Source organism: Catonella sp. (assembly GCF_052173895.1).
In the GTDB taxonomy this organism is placed as follows: domain Bacteria; phylum Bacillota; class Clostridia; order Lachnospirales; family Lachnospiraceae; genus Catonella.
Genome location: NZ_JBQMXS010000008.1, coordinates 1 through 18,564, shown reverse-complemented (window position 1 = coordinate 18,564; position 18,564 = coordinate 1). Strand labels below are relative to the sequence as shown.

Here is an 18,564-nt window from a genome sequence, read left to right as displayed (position 1 = left end):
ATTCCCACTACTATCCATTCTGTAATTAGCTTTTACTGTAACTACCTTTGCAGGCATTACAAAACTTGTTTCTTTTGCCAAAGCATTTGCAAAAACAACTCCTTCAGAACCTGTCCAGCCGGTAAATGCATAGCCTGACTTTTCATTTGCTGTTATATTAACTGTCTGTCCCTTAGCGTAATTGCCACTTCCTGTTCCGTCTATTACCTTTACTTAATGATTAGCTTATGTTGCCTATATTGAAAGTGAACTTTCATATAGACAACAAAGTTAATCTCCTTCTCATATATTAGATATTACTTAGAAAACATTATTTTTTCTGAATCAAACATCTTTGTAAGTACTAAAACTAAAATTCCGGTAAATACAATATTTACAGCTACTGATACAGCAACATTAGCTCCCAAGTAAGCAAACTTAAATATTCCATTCATGCAAAGTACACTGTTGTATAATGGTATTAGAAACATCGTTATAGGTGTTACCTCTTCTCCCTTTGCAAACATAGGAAGAAATGTCATTACCATAATTACTATCATAAACGGAGAAATAATGGTAGCTGTTTCTTTTACACTTTTTGCAAATGCAGAAAGCACTGATATAAATGCAACCATGAGTATGGTTGTTGAAATGATGATTATAAATAAAAATGCAAAATCCTTTGCACTATAAAATGATGCATTTATTCCCTCACTCATCCCTTCATACATAGCAGGGAGGGAGGCAAAAGTTCCTATAAAGCTTGAAACTCCTGAAAGAAAGGCGATAATACTAAGAGCAAATATTTTGCCAAGAGCGAGAGCCTGTCTACTCATTGGTGTTACTAAGAGTGTTGCTATTGTTCCCCTCTCTTTTTCTCCGGCTATGGATTCCGGCGCAACTGCTACACAGCCTGACCATATAAATATCATAAGCAGCATAGGTAGCATACTACCGAAAAGTTTTCCTGTAATATCCTCTTTTGCTGCAAGGTCATAGCTAATCTGCTCATCAGTATTTACATCAAATTTATTGCTAAGTTCAGTTTCATATTCATCTAAGATGCTCCTAAATATTCTATATGCAGATTCCGATTCCTGTCTGGCAGAATTATAAAATATTGCTATCTGTGGTGCCCTTCCCTCACCGGTTTTGTACTCTGATAATTCCTTATCAAAGTTTTTGGGAAAATCTATAACCAAATCAATCTCTTTTTCTGAAACCAATTTTTTTTCAATTTCCAAATCCCCATCAACAGTCTTTATGCTTATGCCTACCTTATCTATCTTTGAATTTATAGAGCTTGGAAGATTTTTTATATAAACTTCCGATACATAACTATCAGCCACACCAAACTGCTGCCTAATCATATTTCCCATAAAGGTATACATTATAAATATCATAAGCCCCGGTAGCAGTAAGGTTGTTATAACAAGTCTCTTATCCTTGAAGAATCTTGCCAGCTCTTTTCTAAAGATTGTATAAATATTACTCTTCACTTCCTGCCACCTCCGAATAAATATCAAAAAATCTATCCTCTAAACTCTTTCCTTCCTTTATTTCCTCTACACTGCCATAGGCTACCAACCGTCCTCCGATTATTATTGCAGCCCTGTCACAGATTTTTTCTATTAAACTGAAAATATGTGATGAAATTATTATTGTTTTTCCCTCATCCTTTAATTCTACAAGGAAGTCTACTACTGTTTTTGCAGTAATTACATCGAGTCCATTGGTAGGCTCATCAAAAATTATTATTTCAGGGTCATGTGCTATTGAAATAACCAGTGAAATCTTCTGTTTCATACCGGTTGAAAGGTCTCCCACCTTCACCTCTGCAAACTTATCTATGCCAAATCTTTTAAAAAGTTTAGCCTTTCTCTCTTCCCTTAGATTTTCAGGAACCTTATGTAAGTCTGAAAAAAAATCAAACAAATAATTCGGTGTGAAAAATTCCTCTATCTTAAGTTCACTTGTAAGAAATCCTATGTTTTCCCTTACTCCAAAAGGATTTTTAACTATGCTTTCTCCATTTAAAAGTGCATCTCCTGAGTCCGGCTTAATAAGAGTAGCAAGCATCCTAAGGGTGGTAGTCTTACCTGCACCATTTGGTCCTAAAAGTCCAAATATCTCACCTTTTTGTACAGCAAAGGAAATGTCATTTACTGCCACCTTCACATTTTCTTTAGTCTTTTCAATCTTTTTTTGTTTTGCTGATAGTTTAAATGTTTTTTTTAGGTTTATTATCTTTATAATCTCTTCCATACATCCCCTTTTTTCTGATAATACTAAATTTTACCATATAATCTTACACAATTTCAAGCTCTTTAATTCTTAAACCGTCTGTTGTAAAGTTCGGCATAGAAACTGCCTTTCTCCTTAATGACCGGAAAACTTCTCTTGCATCTATCAAAACACCCTCTTCAGTAAACTCTCTTTCAGCCTCACTTATTGCCTTATCTATCTGTGATGTTTCCAACATTTCTTCGTATGTTTCAATGCTCATAGCTACTAAATCTCCATATCCATTCTTTGTTATAAAAAGTGGTTCATTCTTTGTATGACAAATTTCTGAAATTTCTGTAGTATTTCTCAAATCTGTAATTGGTCTTATTTGTGGCATATCTCTCTCCTTTTTGTATATTACTATGTCAGAATTATGTACAATATATAAGAGATACTTATAGCCCTTATTAAGGTGCATTTAACCTATCTCCTTCTTATTTGCCAAATACACCATAATTCCCATCATAATTGAGCCTCCAACTATATTCCCAAGAGTTACAGGAAATTCATTCACTGTGAAAAAACTGCCCCAATTAAGCTTTGAAAGCTGCTCTGCTGTAATCCCATACTCCGAAATTGCCTTAGCAACAAATTTTTCATTTCCACTTGCAAGGATTCCTGCCGGTATATAATACATATTTGCCACACAATGCTCAAAGCCGCTTACTACAAAAGCCATTATAGGAAAGAAACTTGCCCATACCTTACATCCTGTAGACTTGGCTGAACCAGCCATAAGTACAGCCATACATACGAACACATTACAAAGTATACCTGATACAAAAGCAGTTTCAAACGAAAGACTTACCTTGCTAAGAGCCACTTTAATTGTAAATGCCCCAAGAAGTCCATCTGTGAAATTAAACTGTCCACTAAAATAAACCAGTATCGCCATTAAAATTCCACCGATAAGGTTAAATACAAAAACTAGAACTAATACCCTTATCATAGAAGAAACCCTGTATTTTCCACGCATAGCTCCAAAAACCATAAGGCAGTCACCTGTGAACAACTCCCCACCTATAAGAACTATGGTTATAAAGCCAACTGGAAACACACAGCCTGCTACTAATCTTGCAATACCTACATTGGATATATTATGCATAGCCACACTACTTGCCGCAGCTCCACAGGCTATGTAAATTCCTGCAAGTATACCGAGTATTAACATTTTATAAAATGGCATAGCCACCTTATCTTCCCCTGCCTTAATTAAATTCTTTACCACCTGTACAGGTGTATTAAATAAACTTACTTCTCCCATTTTCCTATCCTCTTCTTTAGTTTTAGTATTTTGTTAAAAAATTAACTATACCTATATTACTATAATACGGGAAAGTGTCAAGTAAATAATGTATGATATCTACCTACTATTTAAATATCACCACCGTAGCTCCGGTTCCACCTTCATTATACTCTCCATCTCTGAAACTCTTTACATACCTACACTTCTTAAGGTAGTCATGTACAAGCCCCCTTAATGCCCCTGTGCCTCTACCATGAATTATCCTAACCTGCGGAAGATGTGCAAGGTAGGCATCATCTATATACTTTATGAGTTCTGCCCTTGCATCTTCATAGCGAAGTCCTACAATATTCTTCTCTATACTCACACTAAAACTCTTGCTCATCCCTATACTGCCCTTACCGGACGAAGACTTATCTTTTATTATTTTTACAGAATTATCCTCTTCTACAAAAGCCAAATCTTTTACATTTACATTTGACTTCATTATGCCCATTGTGACTGTAAGATTGCCCTTTGCATCAGGCAATGTACTTACAGTTCCTTTTATTCCCATAGAAAGTACAAGCACCATATCTCCTATATGTAACTGCTTATTGCCTACCCTATTTCGCTGGCTTTCCTTTGCTCTTATGCCATTGCTCTTGGTTACTTCGTTAATCTTTTCACGAAGTTTTGTTCTCTCTTCCTCCATCTCCCTAGCCGTAGCACCGCCAAGCCCCCATTTGTTATACTTCTTAATGGAGGCATCAGCCATTTCCTTAGCCTCAGAGAGTATCTTGTTTGCCTCACGCTTAGCATCTGCAAGTAGGCTTTCTTTCTTTTCTGCAAGTTTTTCTACATCGGTTTCAATAGACTGCTTTTCTTTTTCTATCTCAGCTCTTCTCTTTTTTATCCTCTCCTCTTCTTCCTCTATAAACTGCCTACTTCTATTAAGTTCTGCTATTACATCTTCAAATCGTTTATCATTTGTATCTATTCTATTGGTTGCATCTTCTATGATTTCATCCGATAGTCCAAGTTTTTTTGAAATAGCAAAGGCATTACTCTTACCCGGTATTCCTATAAGAATTCTGTAAGTAGGCATAAGAGTTTCTATATTAAACTCAAGGCTTGCATTTACAACTCCCTTTGTAGTGAGTGCATATACCTTAAGTTCACTGTAATGAGTAGTTGCCATAACCCTTGCATCTCTTGCCTGAAGATTTGCAAGGATAGCCATTGCAAGTGCAGCACCTTCCGTAGGGTCTGTACCTGCTCCAAGTTCATCAAAAAGTACAAGGCTCTCCCTGTCGGCCTCTTTTAGAATACTTACAATATTTACCATGTGAGATGAAAATGTAGAAAGACTCTGCTCTATACTCTGCTCATCTCCAATATCTGCATATATTTCACCAAATATACCAAGCTCAGACTTATCGAAAGCCGGTATATGAAGTCCTGCCTGTCCCATAAGTGTAATAAGTCCTACTGTCTTTAGCGAAACTGTCTTACCACCTGTATTTGGGCCTGTAATTACTAATAGTTCAAAATCCTTACCGAGATTAATATCTATTGGTACAACCTTTTTCTTATCTATCAAAGGATGTCTGCCCTTTTTTATATTTATTCTTCTGTCAAGATTAAATACAGGCTCAGTTGCACTCATTTCTTTAGCAAGCTCTGCTTTTGCAAAGATGAAGTCAAGTTCAGGAAGTACCAATATATTATATTTTAACTCTTCCAAATGCCCTGCTGCCTCATTTGAAAGGGCAGACAATACCTTTTCTATCTCCTTTGCCTCTTCTATGCTAAGCTCACTAAGTTCATTATTATACTTTACTACAACTGCAGGCTCTACAAATACTGTCGAACCGGTAGAAGACTGATCATGGATTAGTCCGTCCATCTTGCTCCTATGCTCATTCTTCACCGGCAAACAGTACCTTCCATTCCTCATCGTTACCTTATTATTTTGTAAAAGCCCCTGCTCTGAGGCTTTATTTACAAGACTATCTAACTGTTCCCTTATCTTAGCATTAGTTAGCTCTATCTTTCTTCTTACACTCTTAAGTCCTGGACTTGCATCATCTGCCATCTCTTCTTCAGAAATAATACAGCGTTTTAACTCATTATTAAATGGAGAAAGGGGAGCAAGTAAGTCCAGTCTTTCAGAAAGGCTGTCAGGCTCTAATGAACTATCCCTTTTAGCCCCGAAATTTTTTACCCTGAGAGCCACATCAAGAGTCTTGCTTATATTTATAAATTCCCCCATTCCAAGAGTCGAGCCTACTTCAAGTCTTATCAAAGAATCTCCTATTTCGGTAAGTCCTGAAAACGAAATATGTCCCGACTGATACACCCTTGTAAGTGCATCTGCTGTTTCTTTCTGTGCCTTATTTATCTCCTCTATATCAGTCATAGGAGTAAGTCCAAGGATGGCCTCCTTTGCCTTATAAGAAGATGCAAGTTCAGATAACCTTGTTAAAATCTTATCAAACTCTAATGTATGTAATACTTTTTTATTCATATATTTCCCTTTTTATACTAAATTATTTTAACATTATTATTTCCCCAAACAAATATATGCCACATTTAAATATCTAATCTCTACCTAAAGTCTCATTAAACATAAAAAAGGGAACTGCCAATAGGCAGTTCCCTAAGGTTAAACAATCTCTCTAGAACTCAATAAACTTATTTTCTACCTGCCCATTGATTACATAATAAGCTCTGCGTTCATTAGCATTGATGTAAACCTTTACAGACTTAACATCTTCAAGCTTTCCACCTCCTGCAAGGTAGGCTTCCTTTGTTCTCTTGATCATCTCATCCGAATTTACCTGTATGCCGTTAAATTCAAAATAAGTCTCAAGGTCAATCCCCATAGTTTCCAAATTCTTTACATCTTTGTTCGCAGTCATACTTCCTCCTATCATTACATTAACTATAGTTACTATATTGAAAGACAATCGTCTTACAACCAACTTAATGACTCCACTTAAGCCTGTGCAAATCTCCTTTCAGTTTCATTCCCTCAAAATCCTGCTGCCTTAGTGCCTCATATAGCATAATCGCAACTGAATTAGAGAGATTTAAAGACCTTATTTCTCCAATCATAGGTATCCTTACCGAAGTATCTTCATATTTTATTAAAATCTCTTCCGGAATTCCTGCACTCTCTTTACCAAACATTATGAAATCATCTTCATTATATTCCACTTCTGTATATGCTTTTTTAGCCTTGGTAGTAGCCATATAAATCCTTGCATTAGGATTTCTTGCTATAAACTCACTAAAATTTTCATATACATATAAATCTAAGTCTTTCCAGTAGTCCATTCCTGCCCTACGTACCCGCTTATCCGATATATCAAACCCAAGAGGCTTAATCAGATGAAGTGTAGTTCCTGTAGCCACACAAGTACGCCCTATATTGCCTGTATTTGCAGGTATCTCAGGCTCATGTAAAACTATATTCATAATCAATCACTGGTAATGGCTATGTTAAAATTTATACATTTACTTTCTTCATAAGAGAGTGGTATGCATAAATTCTTAGTAAACGCAGTGCTGAAAGTCATATCTCCGCTTCCTACCGTAGGCGGGGTAATATCTATCCCTATACCCTGACTTGAAAATAATGTTGCCGCATTTCCAAGAACCATATTTCCAAGCTCACATATTGCACTATGTCCAATTTCTCCAAGCTCAGGCAGAGGCCCCTGCATCATCATCTTACCTGCTATATCGCAGGCTACATTGTTGGTAAATTCTATTATTACCTGTCCTCTTACATCACCTGTAATGCCTATTATTATTATAAGTGAATCATGTGAAAACTTCATATCCTTAAGCCCCGGCCTGCCAATAGCAGTGTCAATCATACAAGTCTGCTTAAGTATAGTCGTAGCGGCCGCAAGAAAGGGATTGATGTATTCAACACTGAGTCCTGCCATATTACTACCTCCAATATTATTTTTTCAAATGTCTCTTTGCAAAACTTTCTATTCTTGACATTGCAACTCTTAAATTGTCAATAGAGTATGCATACGAAATTCTGATAAAGCCCTCGCCACATTCTCCAAAAGCTGTTCCCGGAACTACCGCCAGCTTCTCTTCTTCTAACAGTTTTGTAGCAAATTCCTCACTTGTCATGTTAAAACCTTTTATGCAAGGAAAGATATAAAATGCTCCAAAAGGTTCAAAGCAGTCAATACCAATTCGCTTAAGTTCCGTCATAAGAAATCTTCTGCGTTGGTTATATGCCTCACGCATATTTTCTACATCAGCATCTCCATTTTTAAGGGCTTCAATGGCAGCATACTGACTTGTGGTAGGTGCACACATAATCGCAAACTGATGAATCTTTAACATCTGGCTTATAACTCTCTTAGACCCTGCTGCATATCCCATACGCCAACCTGTCATCGCAAAAGCCTTTGAAAAACCGTTTATATAAACTGTCCTCTCTTTCATTCCCGGAAAGGCAGCTATGGACACGTGTTTTCCTTTGTAAGTCAGCTCCGCATATATCTCATCAGAAATTACAAATATATCTTTTTCTATAACAAAATCCACTATCGGACGAAGTTCTTCTTCAGTCATAATAGCTCCGGTCGGATTGTTTGGAAACGGCATTATCAACACCTTTGTTTTATCCGTATAATAAGCCTCGAGTTCTTCCCTTGTAAGCTTAAACTCATTTTCAGCTTTAAGAGGTATAGAAACCGGCTTACCTCCTGCAAGATGCGTACAAGGAAGATACGACACATAACAAGGTTCCGGTATAAGTACTTCATCTCCCGAATCAAGCATAGTCCTTAGAGCTATGTCTATCGCCTCACTCCCTCCTACAGTCACAATAATCTCGTCTTTAGCCTCATAATCAAGATTATATTTTCTTTTTACATACTCTGCGATACTTTCTTTCAGTTCTTTAAGTCCTGTATTAGAGGTATAATGTGTCTTACCTCTTTCTAATGAATATATACCCTCTTCCCTTATATGCCATGGCGTTTGGAAATCAGGCTCACCTACTCCTAGGGAAATAGCATCTTTCATCTCACTTACTATATCAAAAAATTTTCTTATTCCGGAAGGCTTTATTTCCTGTATCGCATTATTTAATATTTCCCTCAAGGTGTAATTAACTCCCTTTCATCTTTTTCTTCTTCAACATAGCTCATGCCATGCTCTTTGTACTTCTTTAACACAAAGTGGGTTTCTGTACTGATAACCGACTCAAGAGGAGATAGCTTGCTATGCACAAACTTAGCTACCTCTCTCATGCTCTTTCCCTCAACTATAACCATAAGGTCATAGTCTGCCGACATAAGATAAACATAAGATACCTCTTCAAATCTATAAATACGCTTTGCCATAAAGTCAAAGCCCTCATCCCTCTTAGGTGCAACCTTTACCTCTATAAGAGCAGTCACTGTTTCAGTGTCATCTATTTTATCCCAATCTACAAATGTAGGATAGCCACAAATTATTCTTTCAGCCTCAAGTGCCTTAATTTCAGCACTTACCTGCTCTGGAGAAACACCTAACATAGCCCCCAAATCACTTGCTGACAATTTACTATTCTTTTCAATAGCCTTTAGTATATCTTGTCTTATTTTTTTGTTTTCCATATACATTTCCTCTTAATGCCTATTATACTACTATAATACTATAAGTTCCTCTTTTCAACAAGTGCAAATTAATCCAAATTAATTCAAATTATTTGCACAATTATACTTTGGAGATTCTATAAATCTCTCCTCATCTTCAAAGACTATAACTCTCTTCTTTTCTTTTATAACATTTCCTATGCAGACAGCATTTAGCCCTGCCTTTCTTAATACATAAGTAAGTTCTTCACCTCTGTCAGTAGCAATAAGATATGCCCCTCTTGAATTTAGTTCCAAAGGATTGATGTCAAAATAATTACAGAGTTCTATCGTTTCTTGCTCAAAGAAAAGCCTGTCCGAATACACCCTAAGCCCTGCACCATCTCTTTCTCCAAGATTCCAAAGCCCTGCAAGCAAACCTCCCTCTTCAAGCGAAAGCATTGCAGTTGCCCTATAAAATGGCACAGCATCCATTTCTATAAATGGTAGCCTGTCACCGGACATACTCTTTATTCTCTCCATATAATGTTTAGGAAAAAACGACTTCAACTGTTCTCCTTTTTTGTCTGCTATTTCTATCATTCCTGCCCTTCCAAGACTTCCGGTCAAGATTATCTCCTGTCCTGCAAATATCTTTTGGCACTGCCATGGTGCATCAGACATTTTTTTGAGTAGCCCTTTTCCGGATAAGAGAACTGTCATTTCCTCCTCACTGCCCTCTTTTAAATGCACCGAAACCCTCTTCACTTCAGCACCAAGTGCATCTGCCGTTTTCTTTAAGGATGCAGAAAACTCTCTGAGCAAGGTTTCATTAAACCCACCCGAAAACACTATCTCTGCCCTTATTTCATCAAGGCCTCCTCCTGCACAGAGTAATTTCCTTAAAATACTGTTAAAATCAGTTTCTTTAAGTACTGCTTTTCCCTTATAGCTTTTAAAATCACTTACTTCTACACTATAGGCAGGCTCATCTTTTCCGGTTATAGAGACAGAGTAGGCATTTTTTTGAAATAAACGCCTACTCTCCTCCTTTAAATATAACTGCTTTATTACACTTCTTAAATAAATATAATCAGGAATTTCTATCATCCTTCTATTCCCTCTTCTGAATCATCTATTTCTTCATCTTCATCATCACTTAGTATAGGAGTCCCAGTCTCCTTTTTGTTTTTCTTTTCTATTTTCTTCTTGTTTTTCTTCTTGTTTTTAGCATTTTTCTTTTCTTCTTTTTTCTTTTTTTCTTCCTCTTCCTTCTTTTTCTTCTCTTCCTCAGCTCTCTTCTTTGCCTCAGCAGTTTCACCTTCATGTGGCTTATAGTTACTTGTATTTACTACACTCTTTTCTTTTAAAGCCCCATCTACATAAACCATCTTATAAAGCTGTGCCCTACTTCCATTTTCTCTTGAAAGCACTACAGTACTAAAATCCACCTTCCTATGAGCCACATCTCTTGTCTCATGCCCATATACATTGAATGTAATTCTTCCACTTCCTGTAATCCCCTCTATATAAATAGGATACTCTGTATTATTCTTAAATACAAAATCTTTCCAAGTTCCTGCTATAGCAGCATCTCTTGCAAGTGGAACATAGCCTACACTCATAGAGTGATTCTGGCGCTCTACTACATCAAGCTCAGAATAAAGTATTGCATTATAAAGTGTTGATGATACCTGACAGATACCACCTCCTATGTCTGCCACTACCTTACCATTTACATAGGCTCCACCTAACCCATATCCATTCTGGTAAGTATAAGGCTCCATCTTTTTGTTTGCTGAAAGACTTTCTCCCGGCATAACTACCGAGCCGTTAATATGCCTGCACCCATTTTCAACATTCTGTCCCCTGCCACCTTTAGCCACATAGCTTGTTGTATAAGTTCCTAATAAATCAGTTACTTTTAAAAGAGCATCCTTGTCATACTTCGGCTTTTTGCTTACAAGTGTGAAATCTACTCCTATCTCATCTCCTACCGATGCAGGAAGTGAATTAATATATTCCTCAAAGCGTTCTTTCGCAAGGGCTAACGATGCCTTCTTATCAAGGTTTCTTCCTGTCTTCCCTCCACTTACTATAAACTTTCCATTTTCCCTTGTAAGGCTTGCATTTTCTGCTACAATATCATACTTTTGAGCAATATCGCTTACAAACTTATCCAATTTCTTTTTATCATATTTAAATTCAAGATTATACTCCGGTCTATTAGTCTTAGCAGTCTTAATAGCTTTGTATCGTTCGATTATGTTTCCTGTCTCACCTATAAGCGAAATTTCTTCAACAATCTTCTCACTTTTAGCCTTCAATCCCAAATTGGCAAAAGATAAGGACTCTGAACCCTGTATTTCTCCATTTTCAGTTACAGACACCCTAAATTCCTTTTCTTTAATCCTATTTATATAGTCAGACAGGAGATTTTTTGCCTCTTCCTTAGTCTTGCCTCCCATATCAATACCATTTACACTTATGCCCTCACAGATTACTCCATCAGGCTTTTCACTAAGTGCTGAAACCGTAATTCCCAGTCCAACAGTAACCATCATCAAAACTGCAACTGTTACATAGACTGCTATTAATAACTTCTTCCTCTTCATTTCCCACCTCTTATCAATTTCCTAACATACTTGCAATCATAGGAATAAGCATTGATGCCACAACAATTATAATAATAATTCGTGAAACTAATTTTTGGTTTTTCTTATTATTGAAATTCATAATCTTCTCCCGATATTATTTGATTAAAGTATTTTGACCACTATATTATAATATGATATAATGATAAAGTGTCAAAATTATGAAATATAAAATTTTTATTAAAAATTAGATATTTACAAACGGAGGTAACCATGCCAATTTTTCTTATATTCGTCATCCTCTTTGCCATTTGGATAAAATATGAAACCAGCAAAAATACACAAATTGAATCCAAAGCAAATGCAGACTTCTTTGAAAGAGAAAGACAGTCAAATTTTACAAGAAAAGCCGATATTACAAACCTTGATTATATCACTATAGACATCGACCAACTTCCCTTTATCGGCACTTACCAAGGCATTTCTTCCTTCAATCCCTTGCAGATAATTGACAGCTCTGTAAAAAACGAGATTCTCTCATGTGAAAAGAGTGTTATAGCCTTAAGCAGTAAAAAAATTTTAAATCTCAATGGTCTTAGCAATACTGATATCAAGATGCAATACGGTGCAGCCAACCTTCAAATACTAATACAGTATGATGAGAACTTCTCCAAGCTCTCAAGGCTACTTGCCAAATGGGGCAGTCTGCTTTTTGAAGTAGGCGAACTTATCGCTGCTGAACAGGTTCTCTCTTATGCTGTAAGCTGTAAATGTGATATAGAGGATATTTTTATAAACCTTGCAAAAATATACCGTCATAACGGCAACGAATTAGGCATCAGCGACTTGGTTGAATCCTGCAGCTGTTTTGATAACCTTCGCAGGGAAAATATCATAAATCAAATCACATCTGTTTAACAATTTTATAACAACCTTTACCTACATACAATAGTAGATTTTGCTGAATTTAATGTGCTTTTTACAATACAGAACAGTAAATTTGTGGAAATCACTTGCTTGATGGACATATATCTGCTAAAAAGCATCGCTCACATTTTGGAGAGCGTGAGGTGCATATTTCCCTGCCAAGGGCTATTACATCTAAATTCCAAATTATCCATGCACTCTCAGGTAAAACTTCCATCAGCTCAAATTCTGCCTTTACAGGGTCTTCAGTAGTTGTGATTCCAAGTCTTTTAGATATTCGCTTAACATGAGTATCTACTACTATGCTCGGTATATCGAAAATATTGCCTCTTACCACATTAGCCGTCTTTCTACCCACTCCCGGAAGTACTATCAACTTTTCAAGTTCTTTAGGTACTTCTCCACCATACTCACTAAGCAGCATTCTTGCACAGGCTATTATATTTTTTGCCTTATTATGATAAAAGCCAGTAGAGTGTATGTCCTGCTCCATCTCCCTTAAGTCTGCACCGGCAAAATCTTCCAGTGTTTTATATTTTTTAAATAACTCTCTAGTTACTATATTTACTCTCGCATCTGTACACTGTGCGCTTAAAATGGTTGCAAACAAGAGTTGCCATGCATTTTCATGCTCAAGATAGGTACGGCTCTCTCCTCCGTATTTTTCTATAAGACGGCGAATAATCTCATCTATCCTCTCTTTTTCTTTTTTTGATAATTTTTTCATATATGCTCCCATAAGATTTAATTTTGCACAATCTAATATAGCATATCATTAGAGGATAGTCTAGGTTAAATTAAAAAAGCATTGTGTAAGAAAGTTAATGCGTTAAACAGAATAAAACCTATAATAATAAAAACAGAGCCTCTGCCACCCTCGTGGCAGGGACTCCGTAACTCACCATACTTATTAAGTTAATCAAGCAAACCCTTATATGTTTCTTCTGCACTTAAAATATCTGTACTAGTTTGAGTACAATTAAAAATAAAGGTATAGGTTTTGTATGTATTTGACTTAATAGTTAATCTCATTTTATCCTTTTTACCAATAGGCTTTGCTACATTAAATTTATTAAACATTAAAGAATATACTAGCTGATCTTTACTTAATTTACTGAAACTAGCTTTCTTATACTGTATATTATCAACATAAACTTCTGATATACTTGAAATCCAATCATTTAATTCACTATATCCATTTTCATAAAAAGAGTATCCAAAGCCAAAATACTTTCCACTATCAGTCGGTCTATATTTATTATCGTTTGGCAAGTTAAGAATTTTCTTTCCTGATTCATCAGGAACTAATGCCCTTGCCTTATCTCTTATAGCTAATACCTCCTCTGCTGCCTCCTTAACTTCATTTGCCTTCTTAGCAAAATCGTTAGCTGCTGTCTTCAATGCCTCTTCATCAAACTGATTTTCGTCTGACAGCTTATTAATAATTTCATCACGCAGATTTTCTAATTCTCTTTGTTTCTCATCAACCTTATTTTTTGCAGTATCGACTTCTTTTACATATTCTTCTGCTTGTGTTATTACTTCAGCTATCTTTTTCACATTAGCTACAGCCTTATCTAAATCTTTAATAACAGTTTTTACTTCGTTTTCCTGCTTAGCTAACTCATCTCCAATTGCTTTTTTTGCTGCTGCTCTTCTTAGCTTATCTACCTCAGCCTTCTTCGCTAATGCAGTATCCATTGCAGTTTTTACTTCTTTAACCTTTGTTTCAGCCTTATTTGCTGCTGCCACAACATCTTTTACAACTTTGAATAAATCATATACATTTTCAGTAGTTTGTGCCGTATCATATGCCTTTTTCACTTCTTCAAAAGCAGATTCTATCTCCTTAAGTGCCTCTTTTGCAGTTTCATAAGCCTCTTTAGCTGCAGCTGCCTCTGTTGCTGCCACATCCTTGCCTTCTTCTGCTGCCTTAGCTGCCTCTTCTGCTTTGTTTACATATTCTTTTGCAGTTTCTAATGCATTCTTTACTTTTTCTACTGCCTCTTCTACTTTTTTTCCTTCTTTTTCTCTAACATATTTCTCATCTTCTTCATCTATTTCTTCTGCCTCAATATAATAAGCATCTTCCATATATGTCTCTACTAATTTTGTTGCCTCACTAGCTGCCTCTTCACTCCTTTTTGCAAGGTCTGCAGCTAAAATAGCAGCCTCTACACTCCTTGCATTAGTTGCTGTACTTAATGCCTCATTAGCTTTTTCTACTAATTCATTAACCTTATTAAATTCTTCTTCAGCTTTATCTGCTAAATCTTTAGCTGTAGGATATTTATCTGCAATCTCTCTTGCACTATCTTTGTACTCTTTTGCTGCCGAGAGAAGTAAAGATGCTGATTCTGCTGCCTTTTTTGCCCTAGCTATAGCCTCTTTTTTAATTTTTTCTTCCTTTTTAGCCTCATCTCTAGCCGCCTTAGCCTTATTCATTTCCTCTTTTGCCACTTCCGCCTTAGCCTTAGCAAGCTCTGAAAACTCTTTTGCCTTAGATGAATCAAGTGCATTTTTAGCTGCCTCAACCAACTCTGCCGCCTCATTAGCTGCTCTTCTTGCATTTTCTGCTGCTTTTTCAGCGTTTTCTGCATTTATTTTTGCAATATCTGTTATGTTATCCGTCTCAACAGCCTCATCTGCGTAATCTTCCGCCTCATCTGCATAATCTTCTGCAGTAACTGTTGCTTTATCTGCCTCTTCAACTGCTGCAGCCTTTGCCACTCTTTCTTCTTCTGCCTTTCTCTCTTCCTCTGCTTTTCTTTCCTCTTCTGCCTTTCTCTCTTCTTCTGCTCTTCTCTCTTCCTCTGCTTTCTTTGCTGCCTTTTCTTCTTCAGATAAACCACTTGGTGAATAAGGCAGACCATAATAGCCACCACCTACATAACCTGTACCTCCGGATGTACTTCCACTATTAGATGATGTATTTTCTGTATTTGACGATACATTTCCTGTATCATTATTTTTTACATTTTCACCATTCTCAGAAGTATCTCCATCATTCTTATTAAATACAGCCGCACCCTGTGCTGTCTCATCATCTTCAATTTCTAAATCAGAATTTGCATATGTTTCACCCGGTTTTACGCTTATCTTCTTTCCCATAACAGTTAGCTTTACTGTCTTCTTTGTAGAATTAGTAACTACCAAATCTATCTTAGATGTAACCTTCGCAGTTTCTGAACCCGGTCTGTATATGAGATCAGCATAAGCTGCTTTTCCACTTATACTGAGAGTAGTTTTTGAAACTATCTCAATTTTATTTCCTGTTTCATCTATTATGAGTTTTGCATTTTTAACTGCACCTAAATAAATTATCTTCTTAAATTTTGTTCCCTTTGGAATGTATACTTTTGACTTATCTGATGAATTTATAACAAGAATCTTATCCTTATAATTGCCTTTTGGTACTCTAAAATTCTTTGCTGAAACTGTATTTAAAACTATCTTATATACATTTTTCTTCTTCAATACAGACTTAAGCCCCTTATTAGTGCTTACCGTAACCTCAGTCCTCTTTGCCACTATCTTCTTTGTAGTTGCTGCCTGAGTTACTTCCCCAAAACACTGAGCAGGTAATATACTTAATGACATTGCTGCTATCATAGCTGTTGCTATATTTTTCTTGAACTTTTTCATCTTTCCTCCTAATAGCCATATTTAATCTAATTACATATAATGATTCTCTTTCTCATTATAACCTTGTTTATCCTATCAATTTACTATGTTAAAGTCAATATCGTTAATGATTTTTATTCTCATAATTAACAATTAAAATCGTGTGAATTATGTATAATTTCAGTACTTTTAATACATTTTATTACATATTTACTTTATTGATAATTTTTCTCAATAATTATTTCTGTCGCAAAACAAAAAAATACTTCAAAATCCTTATTATCTCAGAAATAATCCTAATAATTCTTGAAGATTTGACCAATTTGTTATATCATTGTACTTATAATTTTCTAAGGAGGATTCTATGTGGACAAGATCAATGCTTAAGACCAATGCAAAGGCTGCTATTAAAAAGAACTATGTAAATGTTCTAATTGTATCACTGATTTTTGCCTTTATCTCCGGAGCCTTCAGCTCTTCATCTGCCGGTAAGGAAGTCAGTTCCTCGCTTACCTCAGGCCATCTGTCAAAAGAGCTCCTCTCCTTTGCCAACATGGTTGTAGGGCTCTCTATAATTGCCGGAGTTATAGGCATCATTATTTCTGTACTAGTCTTAAATCCAATTAAAGTTGGAGTACAAAGATTTTTTATAGAAAACCATTATGCTAAACCCGGACTTAATCCTCTTCTTTATGCATTTAAGACAAACTATACCAATATAATGAAAACTATGTTTTTAAAGGATATTTACCTCTTCCTTTGGTCATTGCTTTTGTTCATCCCCGGTATAATCAAGTCGTATTCATATCGCTTAGTGCCTTATATACTTGCAGATAATCCTAATATGCAGCCGGACGAGGCCATAACCCTATCCAGAGAAATGATGAACGGACACAAACTAAATACTTTCATACTGGATTTAAGTTTCATACCATGGTGGTTGCTTTCAATATTTACCTTTAATATTGCAGGTATTTTTTATGTGTTCCCATACATAGATACTACTAATGCCGAACTTTATTTAGCTATTAAAACCGGTTCTCCTAATTATGGCGGTGGTTATTATGATGAATTTCAAACATTTATTTGATAATGGAAAAGTAATATATTCTGCAAACTGTTACGGAAATAATGATTTAGAAATTGTAGATAAAACAGAAGAAGGCGAATCTATCCGCCTTCTTCTTGTAAATGGAGCTAGAGAATCTGCAACTTATAATAAAAAAGAATATCGTAATGACCTTGTGTTCAGATATTCAATAGGTTTCAATGATGTCTTTCATATCAATAACAGCCTTAAAAAATGCCTTCTCATAGGAGGTGCCGGCTTTTCTTATCCAAAATACTTTATCAGCCATTTTCCCGAAAAAACTCTTGATGTAGTAGAAATAGATAGATCCATGGTAGAGCTTGCTTTTAAATACTTTTATTTAGATGAACTTTTTGACAACTATAATCTGTACGAAAATAAAAGACTCACTATCTATATCATGGATGGACGAGAATATATCTCCACTACCTCAAATACCTACGATGCCATCTTCAATGATGCCTATATTTCAGACTCCCCTGCAGAAGGACTTATGACTTTTGAGGCTGTTTCATTAATAAAAAAATGCCTTAATCCTAACGGCATCTATGTTGTTAATGTGATTACAGCCATCTCCGGTAATGCAGCCTATCCTCTCTTTTCTGTACTCGCTTATATAAAACAGCATTTTAAATATACTAAATTCTTCAAATGCCGTAATGATACTCCTGCAACCGAAAGGCAGAACTGTCTTATTTTTGCATCTGATACTCCTCTGCAATAATAGCTCTCACTAAAACTCAACTTCATCAGGGTTATGTGCATGACCACCTATATAAGGCATTGTAAAAAGTATTTTAACATCATCTTCTTCAATATTTATATAACCTAGGTTATCCCTCATTCTATCAGGAGAAACTGTTTTGGGAAGTACAACTATGCCTTTCTGCCTTAAAAATGAAAGACAAAGTTTTGACACTGTAATCTTATATTTATCGGCTATTCTTATCAAATCTTCATTTTCAAGCAATGCCCCTGTCCCCAAAGGACTGTAAGCCTCTGTTATTATTCCATTAGACTTATTATACTCCACAACTTCCTCCTGCATATAACCTATATGCAGTTCTATCTGATTGACCATAGGCAGAATCTTCGTTGTTTCTTTTAATTCCTCTATGTGATGTGGTAAAAAATTGCTCACTCCTATTGCTTTTACCGACCCTCCCTCATAAAGTTCACATAGAGCCTTCCAAGTATCAACATTTACTTCCTTTGGGTTTTTATAGCGTTTAGCATTTGCAG

At 35.9% G+C, this 18,564-nt stretch carries 18 protein-coding genes and 1 pseudogene; 3 read left to right on the top strand and 16 right to left on the bottom strand.

The window, feature by feature from the left end; genetic code table 11:
• Positions 1–30 precede the first annotated feature (30 nt).
• The 13 genes and pseudogenes from ACTTG8_RS03105 to ACTTG8_RS03045 form a co-directional block, all read right to left on the bottom strand.
• Positions 31–204, bottom strand: a pseudogene (locus tag ACTTG8_RS03105) (InlB B-repeat-containing protein); the annotation flags it as partial.
• A gap of 92 nt (positions 205–296) precedes the next feature.
• On the bottom strand, positions 297–1,478 hold the full coding sequence (locus ACTTG8_RS03100; protein ID WP_442560662.1) for an ABC transporter permease: 1,182 nt from the start codon (positions 1,476–1,478) through the stop codon (positions 297–299).
• A complete protein-coding gene (locus tag ACTTG8_RS03095) occupies positions 1,468–2,244 on the bottom strand; it encodes an ABC transporter ATP-binding protein (RefSeq protein WP_442560661.1) in 777 nt (258 codons plus the stop codon). Before ACTTG8_RS03095 ends, ACTTG8_RS03100 begins: the two co-directional genes overlap by 11 nt.
• A gap of 43 nt (positions 2,245–2,287) precedes the next feature.
• Positions 2,288–2,602 carry a type II toxin-antitoxin system Phd/YefM family antitoxin gene (locus tag ACTTG8_RS03090; protein WP_442560660.1) on the bottom strand — a complete coding sequence of 105 codons (315 nt, stop codon included), beginning with the start codon at positions 2,600–2,602 and terminating at the stop codon, positions 2,288–2,290.
• A gap of 81 nt (positions 2,603–2,683) precedes the next feature.
• Positions 2,684–3,529 (bottom strand): formate/nitrite transporter family protein, encoded by an 846-nt coding sequence (locus tag ACTTG8_RS03085; protein ID WP_442560659.1) that lies wholly within the window; start codon positions 3,527–3,529, stop codon positions 2,684–2,686.
• A gap of 106 nt (positions 3,530–3,635) precedes the next feature.
• Entirely contained in the window at positions 3,636–6,020 is a 2,385-nt protein-coding gene (locus ACTTG8_RS03080) for an endonuclease MutS2 (RefSeq protein ID WP_442560658.1), read from the bottom strand.
• 151 nt (positions 6,021–6,171) lie between these two features.
• Positions 6,172–6,414, bottom strand: coding sequence for a DUF6465 family protein (locus ACTTG8_RS03075; RefSeq protein ID WP_442560657.1), 243 nt, complete (start codon positions 6,412–6,414; stop codon positions 6,172–6,174).
• Between the two features lie 64 nt (positions 6,415–6,478).
• A complete protein-coding gene (locus tag ACTTG8_RS03070) occupies positions 6,479–6,976 on the bottom strand; it encodes a tRNA (cytidine(34)-2'-O)-methyltransferase (protein WP_442560711.1) in 498 nt (165 codons plus the stop codon).
• A complete protein-coding gene (locus ACTTG8_RS03065; RefSeq protein WP_442560656.1) occupies positions 6,976–7,449 on the bottom strand; it encodes a chemotaxis protein CheX in 474 nt (157 codons plus the stop codon). Before ACTTG8_RS03065 ends, ACTTG8_RS03070 begins: the two co-directional genes overlap by 1 nt.
• A gap of 16 nt (positions 7,450–7,465) precedes the next feature.
• Positions 7,466–8,632, bottom strand: coding sequence for a pyridoxal phosphate-dependent aminotransferase (locus ACTTG8_RS03060; protein WP_442560655.1), 1,167 nt, complete (start codon positions 8,630–8,632; stop codon positions 7,466–7,468).
• Positions 8,629–9,129 carry an Lrp/AsnC family transcriptional regulator gene (locus ACTTG8_RS03055; RefSeq protein WP_442560654.1) on the bottom strand — a complete coding sequence of 167 codons (501 nt, stop codon included), beginning with the start codon at positions 9,127–9,129 and terminating at the stop codon, positions 8,629–8,631. Before ACTTG8_RS03055 ends, ACTTG8_RS03060 begins: the two co-directional genes overlap by 4 nt.
• 78 nt (positions 9,130–9,207) lie before the next feature.
• Positions 9,208–10,197, bottom strand: a complete 990-nt coding sequence (locus ACTTG8_RS03050) for an AIR synthase-related protein (RefSeq protein WP_442560653.1) — start codon at positions 10,195–10,197, stop codon at positions 9,208–9,210.
• A complete protein-coding gene (locus tag ACTTG8_RS03045) occupies positions 10,194–11,702 on the bottom strand; it encodes a VanW family protein (protein ID WP_442560652.1) in 1,509 nt (502 codons plus the stop codon). Before ACTTG8_RS03045 ends, ACTTG8_RS03050 begins: the two co-directional genes overlap by 4 nt.
• Positions 11,703–11,954: 252 nt before the next feature.
• Between ACTTG8_RS03045 and ACTTG8_RS03040 the strand changes: the two genes are divergently transcribed.
• Positions 11,955–12,599: a hypothetical protein gene (locus tag ACTTG8_RS03040; RefSeq protein WP_442560651.1), complete on the top strand. Its 645-nt coding sequence runs from the start codon at positions 11,955–11,957 to the stop codon at positions 12,597–12,599.
• A gap of 91 nt (positions 12,600–12,690) precedes the next feature.
• Here ACTTG8_RS03040 and nth read toward each other — a convergent pair whose 3' ends face one another.
• Together nth and ACTTG8_RS03030 are read right to left on the bottom strand one after the other, a co-directional pair.
• The gene (nth, locus tag ACTTG8_RS03035; RefSeq protein ID WP_442560650.1) at positions 12,691–13,335 is read right to left on the bottom strand and encodes an endonuclease III; all 645 of its coding nucleotides are present in this window, start codon (positions 13,333–13,335) and stop codon (positions 12,691–12,693) included.
• Between the two features lie 188 nt (positions 13,336–13,523).
• Positions 13,524–16,253: a hypothetical protein gene (locus ACTTG8_RS03030; protein WP_442560649.1), complete on the bottom strand. Its 2,730-nt coding sequence runs from the start codon at positions 16,251–16,253 to the stop codon at positions 13,524–13,526.
• Positions 16,254–16,596: 343 nt separating this feature from the next.
• Here ACTTG8_RS03030 and ACTTG8_RS03025 point away from each other — a divergent pair, with 343 nt between their 5' ends.
• Together ACTTG8_RS03025 and ACTTG8_RS03020 are read left to right on the top strand one after the other, a co-directional pair.
• On the top strand, positions 16,597–17,322 hold the full coding sequence (locus ACTTG8_RS03025) for a DUF975 family protein (RefSeq protein WP_442560648.1): 726 nt from the start codon (positions 16,597–16,599) through the stop codon (positions 17,320–17,322).
• Entirely contained in the window at positions 17,297–18,046 is a 750-nt protein-coding gene (locus ACTTG8_RS03020; protein WP_442560647.1) for a spermidine synthase, read from the top strand. The genes ACTTG8_RS03025 and ACTTG8_RS03020 overlap by 26 nt, the downstream gene beginning before the upstream one ends.
• 9 nt (positions 18,047–18,055) lie before the next feature.
• Here the strand turns inward: ACTTG8_RS03020 and ACTTG8_RS03015 are convergent.
• Positions 18,056–18,564, bottom strand: a 509-nt coding sequence (locus tag ACTTG8_RS03015) for an aldo/keto reductase (protein WP_442560646.1), incomplete at its 5' end; no start/stop codon positions are given.